This window comes from Pseudomonas sp. MWU12-2037, assembly GCF_023242345.1.
Taxonomy (GTDB): domain Bacteria; phylum Pseudomonadota; class Gammaproteobacteria; order Pseudomonadales; family Pseudomonadaceae; genus Aquipseudomonas; species Aquipseudomonas gingeri_D.
Window position 1 is genome coordinate 311667 of record NZ_JALLIZ010000004.1, and the last position, 12952, is coordinate 324618.

Sequence of the window (12952 nt, forward strand, 5' to 3'; positions counted from 1 at the left end):
CACGCTTCCCACATCCATAAGCTTGGGCAACACCTCATGAATAGCAACAACGACTGGCGCCAGCGGCTCTACGTCATGGTTTTCCAATCCGACACCGTCGCCGGCAGGCGTTTCGACAAAACCCTGCTGCTGATCATCCTCGCCAGCCTGGTGATCGTGATCCTCGACAGTATCGAGAGCTTTCACCAGACCTTCGCCACCCCCCTGGCCTATATCGAATGGGGCTTCACCTTCATCTTCGCGGTCGAGTACCTGCTGCGCCTGTACTGCTCGCCACGGCCGCTGCGCTACGCCTTCAGCTTCTACGGGCTGGTGGACCTGCTGGCCATTGTGCCGGGGATCCTCGCCCTCTACTACAGCGACGCCCAGTACCTGCTGATCATCCGTATCATCCGCATGCTGCGGATCTTCCGGGTCCTCAAGCTCGGCCCGTACCTGAAACAGGCGCACTACCTGCTTGACGCCCTGCGCGGCAGCAAGCAGAAGATCCTGGTGTTCCTGCTCAGCGTCTGCACCCTGGTGATCGTGTTCGGCACCCTGATGTACGTGGTCGAAGGCCCGGAGCATGGCTTTACCAGCATTCCCAAGGGCATCTACTGGGCTATCGTTACCCTCACCACCGTGGGTTATGGCGATATCGTGCCCAAGACTGTGTTGGGCCAGGTGATTTCCTCCCTGGTGATGATCACCGGTTACTCGATCATCGCCGTGCCCACCGGGATCTTCACCGCCGAACTGGCCAGCGCCATGCGCGGCGATTCCCACAAGCACGACTGCCCGGTTTGCGGGAAAAACAGCCACGAGCCGGAAGCCTCTTTCTGCTCTCGCTGTGGGAATCCGCTATACAAGAAAATAGAATAAGCAAAGCATTTTTTAATCTTTAAGTGACTATGTCAGCGCCGTTATAGTTGCTGGCAAATTGCCCCTCTCTCAGCTGAAACAAGGACTGCGCAGTGAAAAAACTCTTTGGCGCTTCACTTCTGGCCGCTGGCCTGGCCTTTGGCAGCCTGGCCCAGGCCGCACCGACCTTGCTGAACGTTTCCTACGACGTGATGCGTGACTTCTACAAGGACTACAACGCGGCGTTCCAGAAACACTGGCAGGCCGAGCACAATGAAAACATCACCTTGCAGATGTCCTTCGGCGGCTCCAGCAAACAGGCGCGTTCGGTTATCGACGGCCTGCCGGCGGACGTGATCACCATGAACATGGCCACCGACATCAATGCCCTGGTGGACAACGGCAAGCTGGTGCCGGACAACTGGGTCACCCGCCTGCCGAACAACAGTGCGCCGTTCACCTCCGCCACCGTGTTTATCGTGCGCAAGGGCAACCCCAAGGCCCTGAAAGACTGGCCGGACCTGCTCAAGGACGGTGTCCAGGTGATCGTCCCGAACCCCAAGACCTCGGGTAACGGCCGCTACACCTACCTGTCGGCCTGGGGTTATGTGCTGAAGAATGGCGGTGACGAGAACAAGGCCAAGGAGTTTGTCGGCAAGCTGTTCAAGCAGGCTCCGGTGCTCGATACCGGCGGCCGCGCAGCGACCACCACCTTTATGACCAACCAGATCGGCGATGTGCTGGTGACCTTCGAGAACGAAGCGGAAATGATTGCCCGCGAGTTCGGTCGCGATCAGTTCGAAGTGGTCTACCCAAGCGTGTCAGCCGAGGCCGAGCCGCCGGTGAGCGTGGTGGACAAGGTGGTCGACAAGAAGGGCAGCCGCGCGGCGGCTGAAGAATACCTGAAGTACCTGTGGTCGCCGGAAGGCCAGGAAATCGCCGCCAACAACTACCTGCGCCCACGTGATCCGCAGGTGCTGGCCAAGTTCACCGACCGCTTCCCGAAAGTCGACTTCCTCTCGGTGGAGAAGACCTTCGGCGACTGGCGCACGGTGCAGAAGACCCACTTCAATGATGGTGGTGTGTTCGATCAGATCTATAACGGCAAGTAACTGATACCACCCGGCACTGAAAACACCACGAAAACTGTAGGAGCTGGCTCCTACAGATCGAGGGTGTTTTCAAGATAACGCCTTCCTTACATCGGCGGTTTGACCCCATCCTTACCCGCTGAAATCCCCGCCGCCGTCAGCTTGCCATCCGCCCCCTGCTGGGCAAACAGCACCACCTTCACCCCCGGCTTGAGCAGGCTGCGATCGCCTGGCACCAGGTTGACCACAGGCACGCCCTCCGGCACCACGATCTTCTTCTCCCCGCCTTTGTAGCTCAGGGTCAGGGTCCGCCCATTGGCGACCTTCAGCTCACCCACCCGGCCATTGGTCATGGTGCTGCCCTGGGCCAGATCGAAAGGACGGTGACCGTCTCCGGTACCGGCCATCTCCGGTGGGAATACATGAACTTCCATCGCCGTCAGCGTGCCATCCGGGCCAGGCATCGCCGCCGTGCCGATGTAGCTGCCGGGCTTGATATCCGAGAGAGTCGCGAGGGTCACACCGCGGACCTGGGTGTCCTTGGTCAGGCCGACCGTGACATCCTCATTAGCGATGGTATGCACCTTGAGCGCATCGCCGTCGAGCGCAGTGATTTCACCGCGCACCGCCACCCGCTGGGCCGGGGCATCAGCAGCCTGGGCAAGACCAACAGACATCAATACCGCCAGGCTCATCGCCGAGGCCAACGCACTGCGGCGTGCCAATTTGCCGAAAATCGAATTCATGGGACGTCAGGTTCCTTGGGTGGGGAGATAAACAGTTCTCAATTCAACAGGACTGTTATAGCGCTGATAACGGGATTCGGGGGATGAAAATATCGCCTTTGCGGTTTGAGCCTTCTAACGAAGGGTAAGTTTTCAGGCATTGCATTACAGATGAATTTCGTTTATTGCGTTTTTCGTTTATTTCGAATAAATTTCCATCATTGATTCTACGCACTCGGAGCCAGCCATGACTCAATCTGCCCTCACCATCAACTTGCCCCTCGAACGCGAAGTCCAGCTCGCCATCGAAGGTCAACGCGCCCTGGCGGCCTTTCTGGCCACAAGGTTCGACACGCAGCACATCCAGATTTTCGACGAACGCAACGAGGCCCATAGCGTTGAACTACCCACCACCGCACTGAGGCTGTTGGTGGAGATTCTGGCCGAGCTTGCCGCCGGTAACGCCGTCCAGGTGGTCCCCGTCCACGCCGAGCTGACCACACAAGAAGCTGCCGACATGCTCAATGTCTCTCGTCCACACCTGATCAAGCTTCTGGAGTCAGGTGAATTGCCGTTTCACAAAACCGGCAAGCACCGCCGCGTACGGTTTGCCGATCTGATGGCCTATAAAACCCAACGCTCACTGGATAGCGAACAGGCCATGGCCGAACTCGCCGAGCAGGCACAGCAACAGAGGATGGGCTACGAGTGAGATACACCAGCCGACGATATCTGAAATAGTCTCAAAAAAACGGCGACCTCTGAAGATCGCCGTTTTTCACTCACTGCCCGAACTGCTTGCCCAGCCCCGGCGGCACGCCATGGATATCGGTGTCTTCCCATGGCCCGTTGGGGCTGATGGAGCGGCTCCAGCCGTTGTTCCAGCGATAGTAGGTGCGCTGGCGATAGAAGGTGTTGGTCTGGTTGTCGAGGACATAGACGCCCATCTGCCCGTCCCAATGACTGCTACCACCCGGCGGCGGGGCAAACGTCGGCGAGAAGCTCGGACGTGGTTTGCCCGGTGGGATCGGTTTACCCGGCGTGCCCGATGGATAAGGTTGGGTCGTCGGGCCGGAAGGCGGGATCGTCGGCCCCTCCGGCGGCGGGCGATGGACCGCACAAGCGCTCAACCCCAGGACCAGCGTTAACAGGGTGAGGCGAGCGATGGCGGTCATGGCGAATTCTCTATTTATCCGGGCTGTCGATGGTCAGGTTCTGTTGCGCGGCGGTGCTGCTGGCCAACGGCTGGCTGCGCCCGATCCACTCGCCCGCCGTCGGTTGGCCGGCGCGGGATACCCGTGCAACCAGTTGGACTTCAGGAAAGTTCGACAGTTTCAATTGCGGCATCATCGCGTCCGCATCACCCAACTCGACGGTGGCCGGCAGGTCGGCGACCGTCAGGCGCTTGGCCGCTAGCGGCGCAGGCGGGCCCTGGGTGGCACGAGCGAAGATAAAGACGCTGTCGCCCGGCCGGACCTTGGCTTTCAGCTCCGCCGCCAGATCGACCCGCACTTTCAACAGCGCGCCCTTGACCACAGGCCGCTCGACGACCGCGACCTTGCCACCGCTCGCCACCAACTTCTCACTGGCACGGTCGATACCGCCCTGCAACGCGGCACGGGAATTGTCGTCCGGCGGCAATTGCGCCAGCAGGCGTTTCCAATAGTCGATGGCCTCCTGGTAACGCTGCCCTTCAAACGCCGCGATCCCCAGCAGACCCAGGCTGGTAACTTCCTTCGGATCGATCTTGAGGGCTTCGTCGGTCAGCGCCTGGACCTGCGGCGACCACTGCTTGCCATCGGCGAAGTATTGCGCCTGGGCCCACTGCCCGAGCAACTCCGGCTGGCGCCCAGCCACCTTGACCGTACGTTCGAAGACCTTCGCCGCATCGGCCGCACGGTCCTGGGCCATATAGGCACGCCCGAGGAAATACAGGCCCTCGGCCGAATCCGGCTGGGCCGCCACCGCCCGTTCCAGACGCCGGGTCATCTCTTCCACGGACTGCGGTGCCTGGGCGAATTCGCGGGTCAGTTCGACCTTGTCACTGGCGCCGAAATGCAGGTACAGCGCCAAGCCCAGCACCGGTACCAGCAGCGCCGCCAGCAACGGCAATGGCTTGCCCAGCCGTGAGACACGGGCCGGTGCCACACCTTCGGTATCGGCCAGCAACTCGCGGGCGGCTTCCGCCCGACCGCTGTCCATCTGTTCGGCGCTGAGCACGCCTTCAACCTGCTGCGCCCGCAACTCGGCGACACGCTCCTGGTAGAGGGCGACGTTCAACGCGGTGCGGTCTTCCTCGCGCTGCACGCGGCGTTCACGCAAAATCGGAATCAACAGAAAACTCAGGGCAATCAGTAACAACAGACCTGTAGCGAGCCAGAAATCAATCATTCGGTTTTCTTATCCAGCAGGTGGTCGAGGCGCTGGCGCTCCTCGGCGGAAAGCGCGTCCGGGGCGGCAGCGCCCTCGGCACGACGACGGCGGACGATCACCGCGATCACGACAAAGCCCCCCAGCAGCAGGCCGGCCGGGCCGAACCAGAGCAAGGCGGTCTTGCCGCTCAGGGCCGGCTTGTAGCGCACAAAGTCGCCATAACGGTCGACCATGAAGTCGATGATCTGCTGATTGTCCTTGCCCTCGCCGAGCATGCGGAAAATCTCCCGGCGCAGGTCGGCGGCAATCGGCGCGTTGGAATCGGCGATGTCCTGGTTCTGGCACTTGGGGCAGCGCAGTTCCTTGGTCAGGTCGCGAAAGCGTTCACGCTCGGCGTCGTTGGCGAACTCATAGGTGTCGATGGCGGCATGGGCCACGCCAACCAGACTCAGGCCCAGGAGGACCGCCGCTAACCAGCGCTTCATGGCCGGCCCTCGTCCACCAGCGACTGATACACCGTCGCCAGTTGTTCACGCCAGACCGTCTCGTCGATCACCCCGACGTGCTTGTAGCGAATCACGCCCTTGCCGTCGATAAAGAAGGTCTCCGGCGCGCCGTACACCCCCAGGTCCAGGCCCAGGGTGCCCTGCTCGTCGCGGATATTCAGCTGGTAGGGGTTATGGAATTCCTTCAGCCACTTCAGCGCCTCGGCATTGTCATCCTTGTAGTTGATGCCGTAGATCAGCACGCCCTGCTGGGCCAGTTTGTTCAGCACCGGATGCTCGACCCGGCAGGAAATGCACCAGGTCCCCCAGACATTCACCAGCGCCGGCTTGCCTTGCAGGTCGGCCACGGTCAGCTTCTTGTCACCCTGCACGTCGGGCAACGCGAACGCCGGGAACGGCTTGCCGATCATCGCCGACGGCAGCTCGGACGGATCGAGGTACAAGCCGCGATAGAGGAACACCGCCATCACCAGGAACGCCGCCAGCGGCAATACCATCAACCAACGCTTCATGCAGTCGCTCCACTCATGCCCAGCGCTTCACGCACTCGGCTTTTCACCTTGACCCGATAACGCCGGTCCAGGGCCGCCAGCGCACCGCCCAAACCGGTCAGCAGACCGCCGAACCAGATCCAGCGCACGAACGGCTTGACGTGTACCCGTACCGCCCAGGCGCCGTTTTCCAGTGGTTCGCCGAGGGCGACATAGAGGTCACGGGTGAAACCGGCGTCGATCCCGGCTTCGGTCATCATCGATTGCTGCACGGTGTACAGGCGTTTCTCCGGGTGCAGCAGCGCCACTTCCTTGCCGTTTTCAATCACCCGGATCGTGCCTCTGTCCGAGGTGAAGTTCGGCCCTTCGACATGCTTGGCGCCTTCGAAGATGAAGTGATAGCCGCCCAGTTCCATGGACTCGCCCGGCGCCATGCGCAGGTCACGCTCGGCGCTTTCCTGGCTCGACAGCACCACACCCAGGGCGCAGACCGCGATGCCCAGGTGCGCCAACTGCATGCCCCAATAGCTGCGGGTCAGGCTCGGCAGCCCCTTGATCAGGCCTTTGTTGCGTGTCTTGTCGAGGATGTCGCGTACCCCGGCCAGCAGCACCCAGGCCGCCAGCAGGAAGGTCGCCAGCACCGCCCAGTTGAAATCGCCATAGACCAGCCCGGCCACCACCGCCAGGGCAACGCTGCCCAACAGCACCGGGGTCAGCATGCCCACCAGCCATTTCACCGGGGTGTCTTTCCAGCGCACCAGCACGCCGATCGCCATCACCACCATCAGCAAGGCCATCAACGGAATGAACAAGGCATTGAAGTACGGCGGGCCGACCGACAGCTTGGCGCCACTGAGGGCATCGAGCACCAACGGATACAAGGTGCCCAGCAGGATCATCGAGGCCGCCACCACCAGCACCAGGTTGTTGCCCAGCAGCAGGGTTTCCCGCGACCACAGGTTGAAGCCCACATGGCTTTTCACCACCGGCGCGCGCAGGGCGAACAGGGTCAGCGAACCGCCGACCACGAACAGCAGGAAGATCAGGATAAACACACCTCGTGCCGGGTCGGAGGCGAAGGCGTGTACCGAAGTCAGCACGCCGGAACGCACCAGGAAGGTCCCCAGCAAGCTCAGGGAAAACGCCGCAATCGCCAGGAGCACGGTCCAGCTCTTGAACACCCCGCGCTTTTCCGTGACCGCCAGGGAGTGGATCAGCGCCGTGCCCACCAACCAGGGCATGAACGAAGCGTTTTCCACCGGATCCCAGAACCACCAGCCACCCCAGCCGAGTTCATAGTAGGCCCACCAGGAACCGAGGGTGATACCCACCCCCAGGAACGCCCAGGCGACGATGGTCCAAGGCCGCGACCAGCGCGCCCAGGCCGCGTCGAGACGCCCGCCAAGCAAGGCGGCGATGGCAAAGGCGAAGGCCACCGAGAAACCGACATACCCCATATAGAGCATCGGTGGATGGACGATCAGGCCGACGTCCTGCAACAACGGGTTGAGGTCGCGACCGTCCGCCGGAATCTGCGGCAGGATCCGTGAGAACGGGTTGGACGTCAGGATCAGGAACAGCAGGAAGCCGGTGCTGATCATGCCCATCACCGCCAATACCCGGGCCAGCATCACCTGGGGTAACTGCCGGGAGAAGACCGACACGGCAAAGGTCCAGCCGCCGAGAATCAAGGCCCAGAGCAGCAACGAACCTTCGTGGGCACCCCACACGGCGCTGAACTTGAAGTACCAGGGCAAGGCGCTGTTGGAGTTGTTGGCGACATAGCTAACGGAGAAGTCGTCGGTCATGAAGGCGTAGGTCAGTACCCCGAAGGCGAACACCAGGAAGGAAAACTGCCCCCAGGCCGCCGGCCGCGCCAGGCTCATCCACAGGCGATCACCGCGCCAGGCGCCGAACAGCGGGACGATGGCCTGCACCAGGGCAAAACACAGCGCGAGGATCATGGCCAGATGGCCCAACTCAGGAATCATCGATCAACCCTCCTTGGCTTGCGTCGGGGCGGATTGACCGCTGTCTTTCAACGCCTTGGTGACTTCCGGTGGCATGTATTTCTCATCGTGCTTGGCCAGCACTTCATCGGCCACCACCACGCCATCGGCGTTCAACTTGCCGAGGGCAACAATGCCCTGCCCTTCGCGGAACAGGTCCGGAAGGATGCCGCGATAGGTAATGGTGACGGACTTGTTGAAATCGGTGACCACGAACTTCACGTCCAGCGAATCGCCGGAACGTTGCAGCGAGCCCTTCTCCACCATGCCGCCGGCGCGAATCCGCGTGCCATGGGGGGCGTCGCCATTGGCGATCTGGGTCGGAGTGTAGAACAGGTTGATATTTTCCTGCAGCGCACTCAAGGCCAGGCCCACGGCGGCGCCGACGCCGACCAGAATGGCGAGGATAATGATCAGGCGCTTTTTGCGCAGCGGGTTCACTTGGCATTCTCCCGGCGCAGACGACGCGCCTCTTGTTGCAGGTAACGCCGCCGAGCCAGGATCGGCGCCGCGACGTTCAAGGCCAGTACAGCCAGGCAGATACCGTAGGCCGACCAGACATACAGGCCGTGATGGCCCATGGCGAGAAAATCGCCGAAGGTGGCAAAACTCATCGAGCCACCCCCAGCTCGTTCAGGACTTCAGCCTTGACCCAACTGGCCCGGGCCTCGCGCTTGAGTACTTCAAGGCGCATGCGCAGCAGCACCACGGCGCCGAAGAAACAGTAGAACCCCAGCACCGTCAGCAACAGCGGCAGCCACATTTCAGCGGGCATGGCGGGTTTTTCGGTCAGGCTGAAGGTCGAGCCCTGGTGCAGGGTGCTCCACCACTCCACCGAGTATTTGATGATCGGGATATTGATCACCCCGACAATCGCCAGCACCGCGCAGGCCTTGGCGGCGCTGTCGCGATTGGTGATGGCGTTGCCCAGGGCGATCAGGCCGAAATAGAGGAACAGCAGGATCAGCATCGACGTCAGCCGCGCATCCCAGACCCACCACGCGCCCCAGGTCGGCTTGCCCCAGATGGCCCCGGTAATCAGGGCCACGGCGGTCATCCAGGCACCGATAGGCGCGGCGCATTGCAACGCGACGTCGGCCAGCTTCATCTTCCACACCAGCCCCACCACACCGCAGACCGCCAGCATCACATAGCAGGACTGGGCCAGCATGGCCGTCGGCACGTGGATGTAGATGATGCGAAAGCTGTTGCCCTGCTGGTAGTCCGGCGGCGCGAAGGCCAGGCCCCAGACCACGCCGGTGCCGATCAGCAGCACGGCGGCCACGCTCAGCCAGGGCAGCAGGCGCCCACTGATGCCATAGAACCATTTGGGCGAGCCCAGCTTATGAAACCAAGTCCAGTTCATCACGGTACATCCAGGGTCTTCGCTGGTCATCAACGGACCAGACCTCATTATTCGCCGACGCTGATCTTCAGGCCAGCCGCTATTGCAAAAGGTGTCAGGGTCACCGCCAGGGCGGCCAGGCTGCCCAGCCAAAGCAGGTAACCGGTGGCCGGCATGCCCTGCAACGCGGCCTGCAAGGCCCCGCTGCCAAGAATCAGTACCGGGATATACAAAGGCAGGATCAGCAGGGCCAGTAACAGGCCACCACGCTTCAATCCCACCGTCAGGGCCGCCCCCACCGCACCGAGCAGACTCAGTACCGGCGTACCCAAGAGTAGCGATAACAACAGCACCGGCAAGCAGGCAGTGGGCAATCCGAGCATCAGCGCCAGCAAAGGCGCGAGCAGAACCAGGGCCAGGCCGGAAAAAATCCAGTGTGCCAGTACCTTGGCCAAAACCAGAAGGGCCAGGGGGTGCGACGAAAGGACCCACTGTTCCAGGGATCCGTCCTCGAAATCGCTGCGAAACAGCCCGTCCAGCGAGAGCAGGACGGACAACAGGGCCGCCACCCAGACCAGCCCTGGAGACAAGGTTTGCAACATATTTGTCTCGGGACCGACCGCCAACGGGAACAGCGCAATCACAATGGCGAAGAACACCAGGGGATTGGCCAGTTCCGCCGGACGGCGAAACAGCAGACGCGCTTCACGGGCGAACAACAGGCCGAAGACACTCATGCGGCCCACCGTCCCAGGTCGAGATCACGGTAACCGGCCGGCACCCGGGTCAGCGTGTGGTGGGTGGTCAGCACGACCATGCCACCGCGTTCGCAATGGCCGGCCAGGTGTTCTTCGAGTTGGGCGACCCCCTGCTTGTCCAGGGCGGTGAAGGGTTCATCGAGAATCCACAGCGGCGGGCTGTCCAGGTACAACCGGGCCAGGGCCACACGGCGCTGCTGGCCGGCGGACAGGGTATGGCAGGAGACATCCTCGAAACCCCGCAGCCCGACCGCCGCCAGGGCCCGCCAGATCGCCTCGCGCCCGGCCGGCTGATGCAGGGCACAGAGCCAACTGAGGTTCTCTTCGGCGGTCAGCAGGTCCTTGATCCCGGCGGCATGGCCGATCCACAACAAGGTGCGGGCCAGCTCGCTACGCCGGGCATTCAGCGGCTGCCCGTCAAGCTGTACTTCCCCGGCGGTCGGCTGCATCAGACCGGCCAGCAGGCGCAACAGACTGGTCTTGCCACTGCCGTTGGGGCCGCTGATCTGCAAGAGGTCGCCGGGGCGCAGCTGCAACTCGAGGTGCTCGAAGAGCATCCGCCCGTCCCGTTCACAGGCGAGCGCCAAGGCTTCTAGAAGAGGGCTGGTCAAATAATCGAGGCCTTTTTACAGTTCAAGTCGGCACGGGCGCAGCCGTTAAAGTGAAGCAGAATAAATGCTTTTGCAGCTCGACCTACAGAGCTGTGTCAATTTTTGCGCTATTTTGGACACACTTTCGGAGATGGGCGGCATTATACATGCGATGCCCTACTCCAAAGAGGGCTATTTCGACAGGCTGCGACCCGATGACAGGCGAAATCAACATCCTCCCCCTGCCCCAGTTGATCCCGGCCAACAGCCGTCCGATGCTGCTGGCCAGCGAACTGCTGCAGTTGACACCGCCGCTGGAAGGCCTGATCGCCCCCGGGCAGACTGCCGAGGCCGAAGTCCTCTCGCTCAAGCAAACCGACCAGACCTTCCAGATGCTGCTCAAGGTCACCACCGACAGCGGTCGCCAGACCACCGTGCAGGTCAACAGCAACCTGCCGCTGCCGCAAGGCACCAGTGTCGCCGTGACCCAACCGACGCCCGGAAACCTGGCGATCACCGTGCAACAGGCCCTGAGTGCCAGCATCGCCGCCCTGACCCGCCTGGATACCACGCAACTGCCGGTTGGCACCTTGCTGCAAGGCAAGGTCATGACCGCCCAGCTACTGCCACAGACACCCGGACAACCGGCGGTCTATCGCTCGCTGGTGACCCTGCTCAACACGGTCCTGAGCGGCACCACCCTGACCCTCGACAGCCCGCAGCCGCTGCGTATCGGCAGCCTGCTGAGCGCCCTGGTGCAGGACGCGCAAAGCCTGAGCCTGGTGCCGTTGGCCGCCCGTCAGGACCAATTGGCGGTGGCCCGGCAGTTGGTCACCCAGCAAGGTCGGCAAGGTTCACTCGACAGCCTGGTCAGTACGCTGCAGAACCTGTCCCAAAACGCCGACCTGCCCGAAGACCTGCGCGCGGCCATCAACACCCTGCTGGCGGACCTGCCTGACGTCAATCAGTTGAGCAACCCCAAAGGGCTCGCCCAGGCCCTGCAAAATAGCGGGCTGTTTCTCGAAGCCAATCTGTTGCAAGGGCAGAATCCGGCGCTGACCCCCGACCTCAAGAGCAACCTGCTGCGCCTGATCGCCCAGATCATGCCGCAGTTGCCCGGCAGCCCGAACTTCGACCCCGGAGCCGCCGCCGCGCTGCTCGCCCGCACGCTCCCGGGCTTTGTCCGCAGCGCCCTGGGTACCCTCGGCCAGGTCGGCGAGCCGACCCAGCCGATCAGCTTTCCGCTGCCCTCGCGCCTGCTGCAAAGCCTCACCGACGATGGCGACCTGGAAGGCCTCCTGCGCCTGGCCGCGGCCGCCGTTTCGCGCCTGCAAAGCCATCAGCTTTCCAGCCTGGAACAGACCGGGCGCACCCCCGAGGGCAATCTGCAGACCACCTGGCAGCTGGAAATCCCCATGCGAAACCTGCAGGACATCGTGCCTTTGCAGATCAAGATCCAGCATGAGGAAAAGGAGCCGCCACCCGAGCAGGAAAAACGCGAAAAGCGCGAGCAGAAGGAACAACTGTGGCGAGTGGAGCTGGCCTTTGACCTGGAACCTCTGGGGCCGCTGCAAGTCCAGGCACAGTTGGTGCGGGGCAGCCTGTCCAGCCAGTTATGGGCCGAACGTCCCTACACCGCCAGCCTGATCGCCAGCCAGCTGGGCGAGTTGCGTGAACGCCTGCGGGCCTCGGGCCTGAATGTCAGCGACCTCGATTGCCATCAGGGCACGCCCCCCCAGGGCAAGCAAACCCGACTGGACCAACGCTGGGTCGACGAAACCGCATGAAGAATCCCAACACCCCACGCCAGGCCATTGCCCTCAAGTACGACGGCCAACAAGCCCCGACCCTCACCGCCAAGGGCGACGAGGAGCTGGCCGAAGCCATCCTGAAGCTGGCCCGCGACTATGAAGTACCGATCTACGAGAATGCCGAGCTGGTGAAACTGCTGGCCCGGATGGAGTTGGGCGACAGTATTCCGGAGGAGTTGTACCGGACCATCGCCGAGATCATCGCCTTTGCCTGGAACCTCAAGGGAAAATTTCCGGTCGGCCAGGATCCCAATGCGCCGCCAGTAGAGAAGGATATTACCGAGCGCGGGGAGGATTACTGATCCGGCGTCCTGCAAGACCGATTCCATTCCCCCTACGTCGCCCTACAGCTCTCAAACATAGGGCGCTGTAGCCCGATTCTGATTTTGTTTTCCTGCGTTCAACACTACCAC

Annotated in this window: 16 protein-coding genes; 5 read left to right on the top strand and 11 right to left on the bottom strand. The window is 62.3% G+C overall.

Features of this window, described 5'->3' with window-relative positions; translation table 11 throughout:
* Nucleotides 1–36 precede the first annotated feature (36 nt).
* Nucleotides 37–861 carry an ion transporter gene (locus M5B42_RS09425; RefSeq protein WP_103496225.1) on the top strand — a complete coding sequence of 275 codons (825 nt, stop codon included), beginning with the start codon at nt 37–39 and terminating at the stop codon, nt 859–861.
* A gap of 92 nt (nt 862–953) precedes the next feature.
* On the top strand, nt 954–1952 hold the full coding sequence (locus tag M5B42_RS09430) for a sulfate ABC transporter substrate-binding protein (protein ID WP_103496226.1): 999 nt from the start codon (nt 954–956) through the stop codon (nt 1950–1952).
* Between the two features lie 86 nt (nt 1953–2038).
* Here M5B42_RS09430 and M5B42_RS09435 read toward each other — a convergent pair whose 3' ends face one another.
* Nucleotides 2039–2677 (bottom strand): DUF5666 domain-containing protein, encoded by a 639-nt coding sequence (locus M5B42_RS09435; RefSeq protein ID WP_177101544.1) that lies wholly within the window; start codon nt 2675–2677, stop codon nt 2039–2041.
* Nucleotides 2678–2903: 226 nt separating this feature from the next.
* On the opposite strand from M5B42_RS09435, the gene M5B42_RS09440 reads away from it, so the two are divergent.
* Entirely contained in the window at nt 2904–3368 is a 465-nt protein-coding gene (locus M5B42_RS09440) for a helix-turn-helix domain-containing protein (RefSeq protein ID WP_103499460.1), read from the top strand.
* A 70-nt stretch (nt 3369–3438) separates the two neighbouring features.
* On the opposite strand, the gene M5B42_RS09445 is transcribed toward M5B42_RS09440, so the two are convergent.
* Genes M5B42_RS09445 through ccmA form a run of 10 tightly spaced genes read right to left on the bottom strand, consistent with a single transcriptional unit; the run spans nt 3439 to nt 10695 of the window.
* Nucleotides 3439–3831 carry a hypothetical protein gene (locus tag M5B42_RS09445; RefSeq protein WP_103499459.1) on the bottom strand — a complete coding sequence of 131 codons (393 nt, stop codon included), beginning with the start codon at nt 3829–3831 and terminating at the stop codon, nt 3439–3441.
* 10 nt (nt 3832–3841) lie between these two features.
* Nucleotides 3842–5047 carry a c-type cytochrome biogenesis protein CcmI gene (gene ccmI, locus M5B42_RS09450; protein ID WP_248745643.1) on the bottom strand — a complete coding sequence of 402 codons (1206 nt, stop codon included), beginning with the start codon at nt 5045–5047 and terminating at the stop codon, nt 3842–3844.
* Nucleotides 5044–5514, bottom strand: coding sequence for a cytochrome c-type biogenesis protein (locus tag M5B42_RS09455; protein WP_177101550.1), 471 nt, complete (start codon nt 5512–5514; stop codon nt 5044–5046). The genes ccmI and M5B42_RS09455 overlap by 4 nt, the downstream gene beginning before the upstream one ends.
* Nucleotides 5511–6047 carry a DsbE family thiol:disulfide interchange protein gene (locus M5B42_RS09460; RefSeq protein WP_177101552.1) on the bottom strand — a complete coding sequence of 179 codons (537 nt, stop codon included), beginning with the start codon at nt 6045–6047 and terminating at the stop codon, nt 5511–5513. The genes M5B42_RS09455 and M5B42_RS09460 overlap by 4 nt, the downstream gene beginning before the upstream one ends.
* Complete coding sequence (locus tag M5B42_RS09465) at nt 6044–8017, bottom strand: heme lyase CcmF/NrfE family subunit (RefSeq protein WP_152737036.1); 1974 nt, start codon at nt 8015–8017, stop codon at nt 6044–6046. The genes M5B42_RS09460 and M5B42_RS09465 overlap by 4 nt, the downstream gene beginning before the upstream one ends.
* A gap of 3 nt (nt 8018–8020) precedes the next feature.
* Nucleotides 8021–8476: a cytochrome c maturation protein CcmE gene (gene ccmE / locus M5B42_RS09470; RefSeq protein ID WP_100940651.1), complete on the bottom strand. Its 456-nt coding sequence runs from the start codon at nt 8474–8476 to the stop codon at nt 8021–8023.
* Nucleotides 8473–8649: a heme exporter protein CcmD gene (ccmD, locus tag M5B42_RS09475; RefSeq protein WP_103499454.1), complete on the bottom strand. Its 177-nt coding sequence runs from the start codon at nt 8647–8649 to the stop codon at nt 8473–8475. The genes ccmE and ccmD overlap by 4 nt, the downstream gene beginning before the upstream one ends.
* The gene (locus tag M5B42_RS09480) at nt 8646–9404 is read right to left on the bottom strand and encodes a heme ABC transporter permease (RefSeq protein ID WP_248745644.1); all 759 of its coding nucleotides are present in this window, start codon (nt 9402–9404) and stop codon (nt 8646–8648) included. The genes ccmD and M5B42_RS09480 overlap by 4 nt, the downstream gene beginning before the upstream one ends.
* 44 nt (nt 9405–9448) lie before the next feature.
* Entirely contained in the window at nt 9449–10117 is a 669-nt protein-coding gene (gene ccmB / locus M5B42_RS09485; protein ID WP_103499452.1) for a heme exporter protein CcmB, read from the bottom strand.
* Nucleotides 10114–10695, bottom strand: coding sequence for a cytochrome c biogenesis heme-transporting ATPase CcmA (ccmA, locus tag M5B42_RS09490; protein ID WP_248745645.1), 582 nt, complete (start codon nt 10693–10695; stop codon nt 10114–10116). Before ccmA ends, ccmB begins: the two co-directional genes overlap by 4 nt.
* 248 nt (nt 10696–10943) lie before the next feature.
* On the opposite strand from ccmA, the gene M5B42_RS09495 reads away from it, so the two are divergent.
* Together M5B42_RS09495 and M5B42_RS09500 are read left to right on the top strand one after the other, a co-directional pair.
* Nucleotides 10944–12515 (top strand): flagellar hook-length control protein FliK, encoded by a 1572-nt coding sequence (locus tag M5B42_RS09495; RefSeq protein ID WP_248745646.1) that lies wholly within the window; start codon nt 10944–10946, stop codon nt 12513–12515.
* The gene (locus M5B42_RS09500) at nt 12512–12841 is read left to right on the top strand and encodes an EscU/YscU/HrcU family type III secretion system export apparatus switch protein (RefSeq protein WP_103499449.1); all 330 of its coding nucleotides are present in this window, start codon (nt 12512–12514) and stop codon (nt 12839–12841) included. Before M5B42_RS09495 ends, M5B42_RS09500 begins: the two co-directional genes overlap by 4 nt.
* The last annotated feature ends 111 nt before the right edge of the window (nt 12842–12952 follow it).